Source organism: Aliidiomarina celeris, assembly GCF_003316875.1.
Classification (GTDB): Bacteria; Pseudomonadota; Gammaproteobacteria; order Enterobacterales; family Alteromonadaceae; genus Aliidiomarina; species Aliidiomarina celeris.
In genome coordinates this window covers 121,370-138,330 of the sequence record NZ_QMIL01000004.1, presented here as the reverse complement: position 1 = coordinate 138,330, position 16,961 = coordinate 121,370, and the positions used below count along the sequence as shown (strand labels likewise).

Annotated in this window: 15 protein-coding genes; 1 reads left to right on the top strand and 14 read right to left on the bottom strand. The window is 48.3% G+C overall.

Annotated elements, in window-relative coordinates:
• Position 1: 1 nt before the first annotated feature.
• The 6 genes from DQW12_RS09465 to DQW12_RS09435 all read right to left on the bottom strand — a co-directional run bounded on the left by DQW12_RS09465 (position 2) and on the right by DQW12_RS09435 (position 5,896).
• Complete coding sequence (locus DQW12_RS09465) at positions 2–1,330, bottom strand: ATP-binding protein (RefSeq protein ID WP_113907618.1); 1,329 nt, start codon at positions 1,328–1,330, stop codon at positions 2–4.
• A 188-nt stretch (positions 1,331–1,518) separates the two neighbouring features.
• Complete coding sequence (gene yjjJ / locus DQW12_RS09460; RefSeq protein WP_113907617.1) at positions 1,519–2,904, bottom strand: type II toxin-antitoxin system HipA family toxin YjjJ; 1,386 nt, start codon at positions 2,902–2,904, stop codon at positions 1,519–1,521.
• Between the two features lie 348 nt (positions 2,905–3,252).
• A complete protein-coding gene (locus tag DQW12_RS09450; protein ID WP_113907616.1) occupies positions 3,253–4,173 on the bottom strand; it encodes a metallophosphoesterase in 921 nt (306 codons plus the stop codon).
• Positions 4,174–4,221: 48 nt separating this feature from the next.
• Entirely contained in the window at positions 4,222–4,440 is a 219-nt protein-coding gene (locus DQW12_RS09445) for a hypothetical protein (RefSeq protein WP_113907615.1), read from the bottom strand.
• A 302-nt stretch (positions 4,441–4,742) separates the two neighbouring features.
• Positions 4,743–5,603 carry a delta-class carbonic anhydrase gene (locus tag DQW12_RS09440; protein ID WP_113907614.1) on the bottom strand — a complete coding sequence of 287 codons (861 nt, stop codon included), beginning with the start codon at positions 5,601–5,603 and terminating at the stop codon, positions 4,743–4,745.
• 98 nt (positions 5,604–5,701) lie between these two features.
• Positions 5,702–5,896, bottom strand: a complete 195-nt coding sequence (locus DQW12_RS09435) for a zinc ribbon domain-containing protein (RefSeq protein WP_113907613.1) — start codon at positions 5,894–5,896, stop codon at positions 5,702–5,704.
• 206 nt (positions 5,897–6,102) lie between these two features.
• Between DQW12_RS09435 and DQW12_RS09430 the strand changes: the two genes are divergently transcribed.
• Complete coding sequence (locus tag DQW12_RS09430; RefSeq protein ID WP_113907612.1) at positions 6,103–7,104, top strand: SEC-C metal-binding domain-containing protein; 1,002 nt, start codon at positions 6,103–6,105, stop codon at positions 7,102–7,104.
• Between the two features lie 16 nt (positions 7,105–7,120).
• On the opposite strand, the gene abiEi is transcribed toward DQW12_RS09430, so the two are convergent.
• The 8 genes from abiEi to DQW12_RS09390 all read right to left on the bottom strand — a co-directional run bounded on the left by abiEi (position 7,121) and on the right by DQW12_RS09390 (position 16,917).
• Complete coding sequence (gene abiEi, locus DQW12_RS09425; RefSeq protein WP_113907611.1) at positions 7,121–7,690, bottom strand: type IV toxin-antitoxin system AbiEi family antitoxin; 570 nt, start codon at positions 7,688–7,690, stop codon at positions 7,121–7,123.
• Between the two features lie 120 nt (positions 7,691–7,810).
• Positions 7,811–10,963 carry a DUF3427 domain-containing protein gene (locus DQW12_RS09420; RefSeq protein ID WP_113907610.1) on the bottom strand — a complete coding sequence of 1,051 codons (3,153 nt, stop codon included), beginning with the start codon at positions 10,961–10,963 and terminating at the stop codon, positions 7,811–7,813.
• 74 nt (positions 10,964–11,037) lie between these two features.
• Positions 11,038–12,372, bottom strand: a complete 1,335-nt coding sequence (locus tag DQW12_RS09415; RefSeq protein ID WP_113907609.1) for a HipA domain-containing protein — start codon at positions 12,370–12,372, stop codon at positions 11,038–11,040.
• Between the two features lie 2 nt (positions 12,373–12,374).
• The gene (locus DQW12_RS09410; RefSeq protein WP_113907608.1) at positions 12,375–12,665 is read right to left on the bottom strand and encodes a helix-turn-helix domain-containing protein; all 291 of its coding nucleotides are present in this window, start codon (positions 12,663–12,665) and stop codon (positions 12,375–12,377) included.
• A 427-nt stretch (positions 12,666–13,092) separates the two neighbouring features.
• On the bottom strand, positions 13,093–14,271 hold the full coding sequence (locus DQW12_RS09405) for a Fic family protein (RefSeq protein ID WP_113907607.1): 1,179 nt from the start codon (positions 14,269–14,271) through the stop codon (positions 13,093–13,095).
• A 127-nt stretch (positions 14,272–14,398) separates the two neighbouring features.
• Entirely contained in the window at positions 14,399–14,695 is a 297-nt protein-coding gene (locus DQW12_RS09400; protein WP_113907606.1) for a hypothetical protein, read from the bottom strand.
• 2 nt (positions 14,696–14,697) lie between these two features.
• The gene (locus tag DQW12_RS09395) at positions 14,698–15,561 is read right to left on the bottom strand and encodes a YicC/YloC family endoribonuclease (protein ID WP_113907605.1); all 864 of its coding nucleotides are present in this window, start codon (positions 15,559–15,561) and stop codon (positions 14,698–14,700) included.
• Between the two features lie 81 nt (positions 15,562–15,642).
• Positions 15,643–16,917: a sensor domain-containing diguanylate cyclase gene (locus DQW12_RS09390; protein WP_113907604.1), complete on the bottom strand. Its 1,275-nt coding sequence runs from the start codon at positions 16,915–16,917 to the stop codon at positions 15,643–15,645.
• Positions 16,918–16,961: the final 44 nt, after the last annotated feature.

Below are 16,961 nucleotides of genomic sequence, written 5' to 3'. Positions count from 1 at the left end.
TTCATGCACGCTGCATGATATGCGTGCGTAGAGCATGTTCTGTGTAATAGAGTGGATAAACCAAGTGCCTGTTTTCGAGCGCGCCTGAGCCTCGCGTACCCGTAAGCTTAATGGTTTTTGTTGGAGCGCATTTGGTAATGTAAGACTGCAGTGACCTCGCGCGCGTCCGTTTACCGCTTTTCACCTCAATCGGAATAACATTTCCCTCCGAGTCAGACGCGATAAATTCGATCTCAGCCCTCGCATCACTCCATGAATAACTCGGTTCAATGCCCATTACCGCAAACTCCTGCTGCACAAAATTTTCAGCAACATAGCCTTTATATTCATAACCTTGTTGTTTAATTTCTTTGTAACCAACGCCCAGCATGTGGTGAAGCAGGCCCACGTCCATGAGGAATAATTTCACTTTATTTTCTTGTTTGTACGCCGCTAATGGACTGCGTGGCCGCCCCTCAATAGGGTGGTTCTTGAGTACCAGTCGACATTTTTCTAGCCAAGAAATACCGCTCTCTAACTCTTGATAACGCGACTTACGTTCGTGCACATTTTTAAACTTAAATCGCTTCACGGAGTCGTCTAACACCGCAGAGAGTTGTGCCGGCACCGCGTTGAAAATCGACTCAATTAATCCCGCATCCACTTTGCCTGAATATTTACCAAAGTCCCGCTGATAACCGGAAATTAAATCACCATGCACACGTTTTACTTTTTCCACCCGCTCCAAAATACTTTGCTCACGAGACGCATACCAAACACGCACCGCCTCTGGCATGCCACCTGTGAAATAATAGTCGGTGAGCTTATCCATAAGCATTTTATGCGCTGCTTCAGAATTAGTTTGAGTTTCGTAAGCTTTAAGCACAGCAGGCTCATTAGCCGCCATTAAAAACTCATAAAAAGAGAGTGGTCGTAAGTTGTGCTGTTCAACTTTTCCGACCGGGAAGGTATTGAGTAGACCAATATTCGAACCACTCGCCGCAACATACAAATGAGGCGCTTTTTCTGCAAAATACTTGAGCGAGGTAACCGCTCGTTCGCATTCACCAATCTCATCCAGAATCAGTAAATCGCTAGCTTCATTGAATACTTGGCCGCTAAGAAGCTCTATATTTGTGAGAATGTCCTTGGGCGAGAGTGAGCCTGAAAATGCGCTCGCCATATCAGGCGACTCAAGAAAGTCGACACGTAATACTTGCCTAAACGACTTACCAAAGAGCTCTTGCAACAAATAGGTTTTACCCGTTTGACGCGCACCATCGATAAGCAAAGGCTTGCGCACCGATTGGCTTTTCCAGTGTTGTAACAGGGGCAGCAGCAGTCTTTGCATTGCATAAACCTCGGCTAGTTCGAGTACTCAATACCAACCAAATTACACTTTTCCGCGCTTAAAAACAATAAAGATTACACTTTTATGCGCATAATAATGTAAACACCCGCACTTTTCTGCGCTTAAAAGGGCGTTACACCCACACAAAACCCTTGAAGGTTGGCAGGCGTTCGCCGGATATTTACAGGCTATTTCACCATTCGTTCAATCACAGCTGAGAAGTCTTTCACAACCTCAAATTGCTGTCGGGCAATGGCTTTAAAGTGGTCGCTAATGTTTGGGTGTTCGATAACTCTTTGCCATAACTCAAGTGCCATCGGGTAGGCTAGCTCCCAATGCACGCGCTCTACTTCTAAGCACAGGGTAATGTCACGCGGCTTCGCTGGAAGATCACCGGCAGCAGTGGGCGCAAAATGCATAGGGAGCATATCGTAAATAGGCGCTAAAGGGTAAGGTCTACCGCTGACATTGAGCACGGACAAATTACCCAAATGCATATCTGAGTTTGCAATTAATTGGCCAAACGCCCAGACTACTTTGCTATTCACTACAGCCTTCTCGGTCACTATTTTTGAGTTTGCCAATACTTGCATAATGACTGGCCAGGGCTGATTCGCCTTGCCAACAAACTCTGCGTCTAAGCTGCTGAGCGAAATTACCCCAACACGACCTCCCTTAGCAGTCCGATCAAAGCGCTCCGAAGCCATGAACGTTCTCCCGTTCGCCTGAAACGTCCGGTTTACAGCCGCAATGTCGGGTAACGAATGATTGAGTACGTTGGATGTAAGTGCTTCAACATGCAGCAAATCCGCCCAGCGGTTTGCAACAGTATCGACTTCTGTTTGGTCTACCTGACCGGAAAACTTAACGATACACTCAGCCCCCGCAATGCGGGCAATAAACTTCGGTTGCTCCCCCTGTGCTGAGGAATCAAAATGCTCACCGCGCGCAATAGCTTCAGCCCGTTCTGCGGCTTCGGAATCGCTGATTGATACCGCTTCAGACAAGTGCAGCCATTGTCTGTAGGCTTCCTCACCAAGCAATAGATTACCAATTCCTTCTTGCGGGTGCTTGGCAAGCATTGACAGAATTTCATCTTCACTCCACATTCGCGGATCAGCATCGACTAACTCACCTCGTTCCCGCAGTTGGTTCGCAAAAGAGCGCCCGAGAAAACCTTGAGGTCTCATGTCAGTCAGCCACCAGGGCAATGACTCGAAATATGTCCATTCAACAACGGTTTCTGATCGTTCCTGTTCTTTGTTCTCTCGGAAATATTCGACCAGATAACTCTCTGCAGGAAACACAGAATACAAATGAGCTATTTTGCTCACCGTCCTTGCCTTATCGACACGGTACACGGGCAAACGATATAGTCCGCCGGTCGCCTCTAATGGGCGCGGCAAATACCAACGCGTCGACCGACCCGCACCCGCTCTGATGACGCGCTCACCTAACCGGTTCAACTGACGACTGACAGTCGTTGCATTAACACGCAAGCTCGCCGCAATGTCAGTTGCTGACATCGGACCCGCCCGGAGTGTTAACAATATATTTTCAGCTATTTTCTTCATCGAAAACCGTTAGAAAGACCAATTTTGCATCGAAAAATGCAGATTAAAATAATGACATACGCATTTATATTCAACACTTTATGTCGATGCGATCTATTTTTTGCATACATTAATGCATAGATAAGCTACCACTGTTTAGATGTTATAGCAAAGGTAGAGATGATTGTTTTTTGAACAAATATTTCATGTGTGAAAAAGGCCGCTAAGGCTCATCGCTTCCTGGCGGAACTGAAAGGTATTGCAGCCAGCTCCCAATGACGCCATTCCTATAAATACGCTTTCACTTCCAGAAGCAAAGGACTGTTCTGAAGTCGAGTATCCTTTGATTTTTCTGCGCTTAAAAGAGCGTTACACCCACACAAAACCCTTGTCACTTAGCTCGCGCTCGCCATTAAAGCGATACGCCGCCATTAAGCCGTTGTCGGCTACCGACCAGTCAACACAGGCAATATACGGCGACTGCAACGACGGAGTGCCGTTCATCCAGTAGTGGCCTATAAAAAGTGGCTTGGGGCTTTCATTTTCTGAGCTGGCGTACCCCGGTAAAGCAGAGCCCGGGATATCACCTTCAGGTAGCTCGTCGATATTTCCCACGCCAATCGCCAAATCGCGATACCGCCGTGTGTCTTCGCGCCACCATTCCGTACGAATAGCCGTGCGCGGGTGTTGGTCTTTGTCGAGAAAGTAGTAACCTTCCGGCAACTGCAATTCCCAGCCTTTACTCAATACTTCAATGGCGGTGAAAAGCTCGTGCCCTTTCGTGCTCGCCAATACCCATGCTTCTGGTAGCAATATGCCGTTTTTATCCGTATACCGATCCACAACCTGCTTCGACGGCACATGCCAACAGGCATGCACAGTTCTTAGTTCTGGCAGCTCTACATAAATCGGCAGTTGCTTGAACCACTCCATGGTACTGCCATACCAACCGTAATCTTGCTCCGCCTCCAACAAAAACTCGCGGTGCTGGCTGTAATTTTTATCCGTGTGCGGACGTAAAAAGTCACCGTTACCGTCGGGCGTAGCCCACGCCACCGCATTAAACTCATGATTACCCATAATCACGTGGGCTTGCTCCGCCTCATGCATAGCACGAATAATATCAATGGTGCGCCGCTGCGCAGGCCCGCGATCACACAAGTCACCCACCGAAATAAGCTTACGCTCCGGGTGCCGGTACACCCCCCGCTTAAGCTCATACCCCAACTTCTTCAATAACGCTTCCAATTGGTCGGCATAGCCGTGAACATCACCAATAACGTCGTACATTGTTGCTCCTTTAGCTAACAATTAAAGGCTTAGTGTATACCCTTTAAGTTAGGCATCGATCAAATCCACACTCGCTTCGCCGATGTCGATCCAGTCGTTGCCTCTTTGCATTGACACACCATTCTCAAGGTGCCAAATATCTATCTGAATGCTTGCGCCTGAGGGCTCACAGTCTTCGTTTATCTCCCCTTCTGTTTTCGCACTCGCCAACTCTAAATACCGCTGAGTTGCTTGCTCACTTAATACAATGTGTAGTCGTTGTGCCATTGGTGCTCTCCTTGTGTTCTTTAATGAGGCTCCATTTTACAACACGCCACGACAGCCGGTGTCGCAGTTCTCAACCTTATCCTTTGTTTGTTCGAATGCCAGCCTGAAATTCGTGATGCCCTCGAGCAAACGCTTGTGATCTGGAAGTTACAGTAACTCGCTACAACTGGTGAACATATCGACATACGCCTATTTTGGGTGTTCATGCAGCGATTTTTCGGGGGATTACACTATCACGACAGCGTATTGATACCCCGGGCGTTCGCTCACACATTCAAACACTTCGGGGTAACGGCTATCGTTTACTGCTCGATATCGGAGATTAAATCTGGGTTTACCACTAAATTGCGCACGCCATGAGCGGTCGTTTCGTTAAATGGGTTGCTATCACACCACTCACCCACCGACTCAATATTTACATACGCTACTTTCGGCCGCACACTCCAAGAAACTTGCAAAGGCGACCCTAGCGTGTTGTAAGTATGGCCTGTGGTAGAGCCTGCATAGCGAATTGGCGTTCCTGTGTTACTTGGGATATTAAGCGCTTGTTGATAGCCATTGCGCTCTCCAAATGCGGTCAGTTCCTGAAAGTCTAGCGCATCTTCGTCGCTCACCAACACATATACTTGGCTTTCAACTCGTAACTGTGGATTCATCGTACTTTCCGAAAAACACGCAGCTAACGTAGGGCCAGGCGTTATCAGTGCGCTGGTAAATACATAATGCACCTCAATGGTATCGCCCGCTTTTAAACCACCTTTTGGCCCCTCACAAATTGCACGCGACGGTGTTTGTAAATGTGCGCTGGGTAAACGACCGTTATAAACATAGCCGGAATGATGGCCTTGTCCGTCGCCATTCCCCGCATAAGTAGTAAATTCACCACCGCGATGCTCTGCACTTACATGGAAGTGGATATTGCATAAATTCATTTCGGTGTGGCTAGGTGCCGCATTGAACATTCTCGTGTTATTTCCCGACAACGTTTCCAAATCTCTCGGCGATTGTGGCCCAAAATCTTTGCCTTCGGTATTTGCCGCCAGTGCTGCACGCTGTTCTGCGATCACTGAATCATCTACATGGTTGTAAGTTGAGTGCTGGCTTGCACATGCCACGCTTGAAAGTACAGCGACTGAAATAAGCGATAATTTAACGACACGCATTTTACGATTCCTTTGAGCCAATGAATAACGAACCGCTAGCTTAAACCCTGAAGCTAATACAAGCGTTCGATCATCGCAAACAATTTAGAGTACCTTACCTATTCATCATCGGTGCGAGCGATAATTTCAAACTCGTCTTCTTCAGTTTCGTACACGGTAATTTCAATCGGCTGACAGCAAATCTGACAATCTGCGATCTGCGCTTGCCCGACATCGTTTAATGCATCAATTTCGAGCACATTCGGTGCCATACAATAAGGGCATGAGAATTCTGATTCGTAGCTTAGAGGCATTCGGTGTTCCTGTAATTAAAAGCGTCGACAACCACCCTTTGTTTCAAGGCCATTTCCCAAGCTGACTTCTATCTTTGCAGAACATAGCATAACTGCGGCTGATACTTCACATTTTACAACACGCCACGGCAGCCGATGTCGTGGTTCTCAACCTTATCTTTTGTTTGTTAGAATACCCGCCTGAAACTCACGATGAAAAGGCGTTTATGGCTCAGCTCGGTAGGAACGACCCATGCTCTTGTGGCAGCGGCAAAAAATTCAAGAAATGCTGCATGAACAGCGTTGGCGAACAAACCAATGAAATTCGTGATGCGCTTGAGCAAACGCTCGCGATGAATCCGAATTTGTCCATCGATGAGCTTAATTTAGTGGCCGAGCGCATGATGCACGACCGAAATAACAAGCCCGTTGACGACTTCTGTGGCATTTCACCCAATCTCATGCAGAACTGGCTTTATGCGCCGTTCAATGCGCTGCAGGGCATAAAAATTAACACCCCCACAGACTTCAGCGCCAGCCCCGTAATGCGTTACTTGGAATTGATGATTAACGCGGCCATGGAAAACGACGGCAAGTTTAAAGCGACGTCGAAAGGGAATTTACCTACCTTTATTGTGAAACAAGCCACCGAGCTGTGGTCAGAATTGCCCACTTCCGACTACCCTATCCATATTAGTATCAGTGAATTCGCAGGTGCAAACGAAGACAAATTCAACGCCTTGCATTACACCCGCATTTTGGCAGAAATCGCCGGTATTATTTACCGCCGTGGCGGCTACTTCCATGTAAAGAAAGACGCGCAAAAGCAGTACTTAAAACATGGGATAGGCGCATTCTTTATGCCCATGCTGGAAGTTACAGTGAATCGCTACAACTGGGCATACTTCGACAGCTACGGTGAACACATCGACATACGCCTATTTTGGGTGTTCATGCTTTGGCGCATCCAAAAGCACAGCTCACTCAACCAATTAGTTGCAGAAACCGCCACTGCGTTTCCAGACATTTTGGCGCAAATTCCGCAGTCGCGATACACCACCATTGAACGCACATTTAGCAATATCATTGGAATTCGCTTTATCGAACGCTTCCTGCAGTATTGGGGCTTTTTAAAGCCTGACTCGGATCGCTATAGCGCAGAAGAAAATGTACAGCGCAGCGTGGAGCTGCAACCCCTATTGGCACACACCTTTGTGTTTGAGGTTTAGCCTCGAATAACTTAAGTTACATCCGAAATTCGTTTTCCACATCATTACTGAACAGTGCGCGGCGAACTTCGGTATCAACTAAATGCAGATTGCGGCCGACCTGTTTTAAGTCACGATAAGCGGCAGCCTGCGTGGCAAGCCGAAGCGGACGACCAACTTCAACGGAATTATCCAAAATATCGATAACGTTCCGCTTGGTATGGGTAAATTCGATAGTGCCAAAGGGCGTTTTAAATTCACCTGAACGGCCAGTGGTCATTACCGTTAACCGATCAATTGGAATTTGTGAAATAGCACCGTATTCTGACAACGCAGACTCAAGGCTGACATAGTTGTATTCACCGCGTCGAATAGTACGCGCCACCAGTTCTAGCGTGCTACTACCCTTTGAACGTGCCGGCATGTAGACAAAAACACCATTACTCGCCCGCACCAAAATACCGTCTTTAATTAGCCGTTTAATACCAGCGCGCAAATTTGCTTCACTGTCTTCATGAAAAATTTTTCTGAGATCCGACAACGCATAAACGTAACGGCCTTGTTTATCGAAATCAGATAATTTTCGAATGGCATCGAGTTGCTTCATCTCACCTGGTTCACGATAATAGTAACTTTTATTATCATTAGTGTAGACCTATTGCGTTGTTGTGGCAATGTGGTGTTACATTAAGACTGGTCTGTTGGCACAAACCTTCGTGTTTGAGGTTTAGCCGCGAATAACCGAAAACGCTTGGAAGAGTTCGTCGGTGAGAGGTTCGCGGAGCTGCCAGGTAATATTCATGGGTTGTGAGCCGTGGTAGCTGACAAAATCGACTGGTCCACAGGCGCGATAAGGGCTTTGTTTGTTGAGGCGCACGAAGAGCTGAAATTGCCAGCCATTTTGCGCCTGTTCTATATAGCGCCTACCTGCAGGGGTGTTGGGTCGTGTTGAGCTTTGCGATTGCCAGTGAAACAACGAACGGCTGATTGCGTAATCGTCGTACGCCACGCCTTCATGCAGGGCATCGGATTTGTCGAGCGTAACAAACAACAATTCGGTTTTTTGCTCATTCAAGCGCAGCACACCTGAGCGCGATGTTAGCGCTGTGGTTTCGGTGTAATATCCAATAGCGGCGAGTATTTCCCGAATATTATAGGCACTGTGCAGCTTTAACGGCGTTTTACTTAATCCCGGAAGTGGCGCATATACTTTGTTGGTGCGGGCATCTAAGTAATCAGCGAGCTCTATTAATTCGTGACACACCTCTGGCAACACCGCGAGTCGTTCCATGACACTTGCAATGGTAAGTGCTCCGCTTCCACCTGCTATTTGATAACAAAGCATCAGCAAACGCGCTTTATTTTCTGTAGTAACTTTTGGCTCTCCAAGGCTGGCACCCACGGCTCGCATAACCTTAAGTTGCTCCACATCATCTACATGCAGAAGTGCCGCGAAGCGGCGGCTAAAATATGCTTCTTCGTTAAGTTGGTGAGTGGTTACTTCTTCGGTAACGATATTCGCAGAACGCTTCAGTGGCGTCCAACCGGTTTTACCTGTTCCCGTGGCTCGCCGGTAAATATCTTCAAGTTCCAACTGCTGTTCACTTAAAAACTGGCTGAGCGAGTTCGCTCCGCCTCTGGCGCGATAGTGAGCGAGTTCTTGTGCTAATCGATTCCAACTGAAATTCACAGCCTCACGCAAGGAAGCAAGAATTTGTTCACGGGCTTGGCTTTGTAGTTGAATGTGGCAGCCCATCGGCAACTTACCAAAGCCCTTTTCGACACCTTCCATAATGCCTTTGCGAGAAAGCCCTGTAATAGCGCTGTAAAGCACATCAAAACGGAAGTTGCCTGCGGAATTACCCACAAAATCAATTACCAAACAGCTTTCTTTGCCTTCATGCAAGCGCAGTCCACGGCCAATTTGCTGTTGGAAAAGCGTGGCACTTTGAGTTGGGCGCAATAACAGCAAGGTATCAACGAAGGGCAAATCCACCCCTTCGTTATACAAATCAACGGTTACCAGCACGTTGATGTCTCGGCGCTCCAACATGCGCGGCAATTCTTCACGCTCTGAAGCTGAAGCCTCACCCGTAATACAGGCCGCCTTAATACCCGCTTTATTAAACATTTCCGTCATAAACTTCGCGTGAGCAATGGTTACACAGAAGGCGAGCGCCCGGCATTCCTCAATATTGCTCACCAGCCCTTGCCACGCATTCACGATGGCTTGTGCACGCACATGGTTGCCGGTTAATACGGCATCGAGCGCACTAATTTCCCCCGCTTGGCGCCACGGAACATCGCGATAGTCGGTATTGTCGGCACAGGCGTAATACTCAAAAGGCGCTAGCAGCTGCTGATCGAGTGCATGCCAAAGGCGTAACTGTGCTGCAGGTGAACCGTCCGGGCGCATATCGAAATGAGTAAAAATGCTTCTGTCATCGGAGCGCTCTGGGGTAGCGGTAAGCCCTAGCAAATAGCGCGGCTGAATCGCTTGTGCAAACTGAGTAAAACTATTAGCGGCAATATGGTGGCACTCGTCGATCACCACCACACGCCAGTAATCGGCACCATATTGCTCAATCAATTTCTGGCTCAAAGCACTTTGAATGGTAGTGAACACATGGGTATATTGGCTCGGTTGGTGCTGCCCGGAAAGAAGCTCACCAAAATTACCGTCGCGCAACACATGCCGATAAGTATTCAATGCTTGCTGGAGTATTTCCTTTCGGTGCGCCACGAACAACAACCGCGGTTGACCGCCTTCACGCTCACATAAACGTTTGTAATCAAAGGCTGCCATTACAGTTTTACCTGTGCCTGTAGCGGCCACCAACAGGTTCTTAAAACGGCCATGCTCGCGCTCATTCTCGAGCTGATCCAACAAAATACGCTGAAAAGGCTTCGGTTGAATATCGAAGAAAGTGGTAATACCTTGCACCACTTCGTATTGCCCGCCTTTTTCCCGCACCAGTGCGTCTTTAAGGGCGCGTTGATGCTCTGCGTTCTTCGGATCGTAGGTTTGAAATTCTTCGTCTTGCCAAAGCGTTTCAAAATGAGCTTTGGCGCGACTGAAAAGTGCTTTTTGGCCTTTTTCAGTAAACTTCACCGTCCATTCTAAACCGCCCATAAGCGCTGCACCGGAAAGATTCGCACTGCCCACATACGCCGAGCCAAAGCCCGTTTCCCGTTCAAAAATCCAAGCCTTAGCATGCAGCCGAGTTCGCCGCCCATCGAGGGAAACTTTCACTTGGGTATTTGGCAATGCCGCGAGCTGATCGAGCGCCTTTTGGTCGGTCGCGCCAATGTAGGTGGTGGTAATAATGCGTAGCTGGGTTTGCGATTGGCCTGCAGCGTTAAGCGCTGTAATGCGTTTCAAAGTGTCGATAATTTTGCGAACACCCGACACTGTAATAAAGCTCACCAGAATGTCCACGGAATCGCAGCTATTCAGTTCACTTTGCAGCTCATGCAAAAGTGCTGGGGAATCTTTGCCTGAAGTAAACAACCAAGGTTGTGCAAGGCCAATGGCTGGTAGTTCTAATGTTTGATTCGGTGGCGAAATACTGCGCAGCACTTGAGGCGGATTTGCTATTGGGTTGGCGCTACGCTCAATCTGCGCGAGTTGCCGCGCTTGCACGAGCAGTGCGTTGAGAAGCTCTACTTGCCGCTGTAGGCGCTCTTGGCCATTGCCCCCCGCTTCTGCCACCTGCGCTAAAATATCGGAAATCTGCTCGGTAATGGCATGCACCAAATGGCGCGCACCGGTTTCTAAATTAAGGCTTTCAAGCTCCGCGCGGCCACCAAACTGCGCCAACGCCTCGTCTAACTCGGCCGTTCTCAGCAGCTCATACAAACCCTGTGGCAAATCCGACATGCAGCCTCCTTACTTGGAAACCTAAAGTGCCAGGAAAATTTGTGAAGGGCAAGTTTATAAGCCACTCGCTACACTCAAACCACAATACCAGCAATATCCGCTGCTTGGGTTTTAAGGTAGGTCGTTCTGGCGACAATGTTATCGCTCAATGTTCTGAAATAGCGCTGATCTTCAATGGTAATATCGGGGTTATCTTGCAACGTCTTGATAAAGCGATCTCCGGAGAGTTGTTTGAGCACATTATCCGCGAGCTCGGATAAATTACGGACCAATAGCTTTTTGTCGATATGACAGGTTTCGGCAAAGTCCGCGAGTTGATACGCGTGAATATGTTGTGGCTCGAATTCATCACCCATCGCCATGGCTAACACATGCTTAAATTGTGGAAACATGGAGATATTCACCAAATCGTATGCGGGGGTAAAACTACTATTCTGCCTGTCGAAGTAGAAAGAAACGTTCTTCCCATGGCTGTCGTAATTACTAATCATTAAATTAAAGAGCTGCCAGTGAATGAGCCACTGTTTGCTTTCTATAGGTCTTGAAGTTTGCTTACAAAACTCAAATAGCATGGGCAAACTAGCGCCGTCTCTGATGTGCGCGACGTCGCGACCGTCTCCTAAGTTCCGCTCATATTTATGATCTCGAGAGAGATTAAGCGCTTGGCAGCCATCTATCACGTGGCGGCGTAAAACCTTATTCGCGTCTTTTACATAGTTTCGATCGAAACGCTTAACAATCAGTACAGGGTGAGCGCCGAATCGTCTAAACTCTACCTCTGCGGTGGGTAAGCCAATCGCCCGCGAGAGCTTCATACAAAAAAGTTCGTTCAAAACGAGGTTCGGGCAATCTTTCCGCTCGAATTTTAGAATGTGCGTTGAGCATAGGCTCCCGTCCCCAAATCCCATCTTCCCAGCAGCATCAATGAATACATTAAGCTTGTCTTGCACACCCGCAACGCTTAAACGTGGCTTTTCGTCCCAAGTTAACAAGCCATAATCTTCTTTTCTATCCAGCCTCGCCACCAGCTCTTGCTCTTCAAGCAGCCTAAACATCGGCTTATTTTCAGCAGCCAAATCGCAGTGAGTTGGTTTAAAAACCACAGCCCCCGACAAATCACGGCCAATAGCACGCACCTGGGAATACACCTGTTTTTCGGACACGCCCAAGTTCTCAGCGAGTAGTTTACGAGCCTCGCCTTCAGGTAAGGCGTTATCAAAATAGTTATAGGCGGCTGTGCGCCCGTGCTCTTCGTTTAGTGGCAAATGCGGCGAGATCGCAAAGCCTCGCTCTCGCCATTGTTGCGCATAGTTAAGGGTGAGCAGGTTGGCCGACTTCTCTTGCGTTAATGTCCCTATCACATCATCGCCATAGTGCATGTTCAGCTGATAAGCGTCGGATTGCTTCATGGTTACACCCACTCGCCTTCGCTTGATGAGGCAAGCGTGCTGGCGTCTAACAATTCGGATGTGAGTTTAATGCCTAGCCCATTTAAAACCGCAAAAACAGCCGTTAGCGTACAATTCCCATTTCCATTTTCTATCCGCGACAAGGTATTAATGCCGATACCGCAAAGCGCCGAGCAGTCGATAAGCTTCATACCAAGCTCTGTACGTTTGGCCTTAATTAACTGCCCCAATACGTCTGGGCTGTTTATACAAGCCACGCGAGGCATGTTTGAAGCCGTTACTTTTTTTGCCATGGTACTAATTCTCCACTCACAAAAATCACCAGAAGTAGTGATTATAGGTGAATTGCCAGCCGCGTCAAATATATTCACCGATAGCAGTGATTATAAAGGAAAGGCGAATGATTCCTCCTTTAATCACCGATATAGATTAATAATTGCTTGGCATCAAGCACTTTAGCATTCACCACTTGGTAGAAGGGAAGACGGTCTGTTAATTTGTTGCGCGATTCAAAAAGCATGATTCAATGAATGGAATAGCACAGCTTTAACTCATTCACGAAAGGGAAATAAATCATGGCTGATACCATTGCTAAAATTATGATCGTACTCGGGCCGGTGTTTTTACTCATCGGCACTTTTGTATTCCTTTATATTCACCGCGACCAATGGCGAGCGGAAATGAAAGCCCTGAGCGAACCCGAAGGTGAACGTTTTATCATTACTTACGCGTACGACGAGGCGACACCAAAAGCATTGAAAAATCGCGCCGCAGAACTCGATAACGCGTGCTGCGCCCGCCGCCGGGTAGTTTTTCTAACACGCCTTGTGCAAGCAAGTCGCTTAAATGTCGTGTGGCGGTGGCTTTACTCACCTTAGCCACGCGTTGATATTGCGTTGCATTGATACCGTCTTGGAAATCGCCTTCTAATAATCGGTTCAGCACTTTACGCTGAGGCTCAAGTAAGGGTAGGTCGTTGTGGCGAGCCCAGAACTTTGTTTTCACAACAGTGCGCTCTATTCTCGCTAATGCCATTTCCACAGACAGCACTAAGGTTTTCACAAACCACACCAACCACTCGGTAATATCAGGCTGTTGGTTTACGCCGAGTTTTTGCGTGCGCTCCAACACATCGTAATATGCCTTGCGGTGCTCCAATATGGCCTCAGACATGGCAAACATTCGAATGCTACTTTGGTCAGCTTGGGCAAGTGCCCGGTCAGTAAGCGCCCGCGTGATACGGCCATTGCCGTCCTCGAATGGGTGGATAGTAACAAACCAAAGGTGGGCGATGCCCGCTCTCACGATAGGGTCAAGATCACTTTGCTGTGAGCTATTAAACCAGCGAATGAACTGCTCAAGCTCTTGATCAATAATAGCGCGAGGCGGCGCTTCAAAATGCACCTTTGGGCTTTGCAGTGGCCCCGATACTATTTGCATCGGAGCCTCGCCACGCAGCTCACCCGGTGTCACTTTTTGCATGAGCGATGTGTAACCTTGAAACAGCCAACAATGCCACTGCAATAGCACGTTAAGTGACAACGGTTGCTGCCAAGCTGTCACTGCATCACGCATTAAACTGGCTAAGCCCTCACTCTGCTCAGAAATTTTCACTGGGTTTTGGTCATTAATACCTAATTGGCGCGCAAGTGAAGAACGCACGCCATACACGTCCACCTTTTCGCTTTCAATGGCCGACGATGCGACGATGTTGGCTAACATGGCATCTAAGGTAAAAGCCTCGACCCCTTCAACCATAGCCATACGTCCTTTAAGCTGCCCGATGTGATCATAGGCATGGCGGAGCAGCGGCGATAAGCGTTGCTGGTCCCACCGGAATTCTGGCCAGTTTGGCGATTGCCACAGCCACTGGTTCTGCTCAATTTCATTAAAACCCATTAACTCACCTGCCACCCATTATACTATTTGAGCCAATTTACTGATTATTCAGCTCACTTAATGAGCCAAATATTAGTAGTATTCGGCTCACTTTACAATAAGCAGCTAGAATAGGAGCACTCTGCGATCAATGCAATCGGTGCTCTCGTCGTGCTTCGATTTGCTTGGCGGGTAAATCTTTGTTCAGAATAGGCCGCAGCGCGGCTTGAACTGCAGGAAGAAGCTCGGCAAATTCAGTTAATAAAGCGGGCTCCGAAATTTCATCATTAAACACCAACGTAACCAACAAGCTCTGTGGAAAACGCTGATAATTCACCTCATGGGTCAGCCACACAAAGCCCTCGAGCTGCGGCTTCATAGCTTCACACACCTCGGTTAAGCGCCGAATGATTTCATTTTCTAGCTTTTTGTCGGATTTACGCATGGTTATTCGATATTCTGGATCTGCTCCCGCATCTGCTCGATCAGCACTTTCATTTCCACGGCGCTGGCGGTGATGTCGGTGTGGATGGATTTGGAGCCGAGGGTGTTGGCTTCGCGGTTGAACTCTTGCATCATGAAGTCGAGGCGGCGGCCGCAGGCTCCACCTTTGTTGAGGATGCTGCGGGTTTCTTTAATGTGGCTGTCGAGGCGGTCGAGTTCTTCGGCTACGTCGGTTTTTTGCGCCAGCATTACCATTTCTTGTTCTACGCGTTCGGCGTCGAGTTCAATTTTGGCTTCGGTGAATTTGGCGAGTATGCGGTCGCGTTGCCACTGTAATATTTCGGGCATGCGTTGGCGTACTTTTGCGGCTTCTTGGCCTATGCCGTTTAAGCGCTCTTCAAGGAGGCCTTTCATGGTGTCGCCTTCGCGGCCGCGGTGGTCGATAAAGCTTTTCAATACTGTGTCGAAGCCTTTTAGCAATTCGGCTTGCAGGCTGTCTGTGTCATTTTCTTCGGTGCTTATTACGCCGGGCCAGCGCAGTACGTCGAGGGGTGAAACCGAAGCATTGGCACCTTGGCTTTGAATCCACTCTGCGCCTCGCAGCACGGCGAGCGCGAGTGTTTCGTTTATTTTAAGGTCGGTGCCGCTGGCATTGCCGGGGTTGAAACGCAGATTGCATTCTACTTTACCGCGCTGCAGGTGTTTACGAAAACGCTCGCGTAGGGGTATTTCTAAACTACGAAACTGCTCGGGTAAGCGAAAATAGGTTTCTAAATAACGCTGATTTACTGAGCGCAGCTCCCATACGGCTGTGCCCCAGTCGCCTTTTACTTCTTCGCGTGCGTACGCGGTCATGCTGTAAATCATGGTACTTGCCTTTTGTGCGCTTAGTTATGCGCGTAAAAAATTATGCGTGGAGTTTGTGCGGAGTATACACCAAAGCCTTGCTTAAGGCGCGCTCACCACTTTGTTCTTGCCGCTCTCTTTGGCTTCGTAAAGGGCGTTGTCGGCACGTTTAAATAGGCTGTCGAAGTCTTCTTCTACTTTTATTTCGGCTACACCAAAGCTAACGGTTATGGGCGTTTTTAATATTGTAAATTCCAAACTGGCAATTTTCTCGCGCAGCATGTCGGCAATGCGCACCGCTTGGGCTTTGTCGGTATGCAGCAGTAAACAGAATTCCTCACCGCCCCAGCGGCCTACGGCGTCGGTGTCGCGAATTGAGGTTTTCATTACCTCGGCAACGCGTTTGAGTACGGTGTCGCCTTTATCGTGTCCGTGGGTGTCGTTTATGGGTTTAAAGTCGTCGATATCGGCTACAACAAGCGAAACTGTACTGCCTTTTTGCTTGAATTCCTGAATGGCGCGCACTGCTTTTTCTTGCAAGGCGTTGCGGTTCATCAGGCCGGTCAGTGCGTCGTGATTGGCTTTATAGCTCAGCCATAGGGTTTCGCGCACGCGTTCGGAAATGTCGGAACTGAGCGATAGATAAAATTCGGGCTCACCCTTTTCATTGAATATGGGCGAGATCACTTTGTGTTCGTGGTACACCATACCTTCTTTCGAGCGGTTAATAAAAACCCCCTCAAAGCTTTGCCCGCTGGCTAGTGTTGCCCAAAGTTTTTCATAAAAGTCGGCGTCCATTTGGCCCGACTTAAACATGCTGGGCTTGTTGCCTAAGATTTCGGCGGGCTCGTAGCCGGTTATGGCACAAAGGGCGCGGTTTACATAAACAATTTGCCCGCTTGGGTCGGTAATCATGGCGGCTTGGGCAGACTGATTCAGCGCTTGGCTCAGGAAATACTCGCGCTCTTGCACTTTTAAATAGTCGGTAAGCTCTTGTTGCACGGAAAGGTAAGCAACGGTTTCGCCATTATGAATGAGCGGCAAAATAGACCAGCGCACAATATAGGCAGAGCCGTCTTTACGATAGTTCTCGGCTTGACCGATGAAAACTTCCTCGCGCTCAAGTTTCGCCTTCAACGTGTTCAGCGTTTTCACGTCGGTGCCTTTGCCTTGCAAAATACGCGGCGTTTGTCCTTTTAACTCGGCTTCGTTATAACCGGTTTGGCGCTTGAAACTTTCATTTACATACAAAAATTCATGGCCATTTGGGCCATTGTTCGGGTCGGTAATAATAACGCTGAATTGCAGCTGCTCGAACGCAGCAAGAAAGCTACTCGCTATGTCAGACGCTAAAAACGGTATAGATTTAACGAGCATTCCTTATCCCTCATTATTACGGTTCCGTGCTATACTTTGCGCCC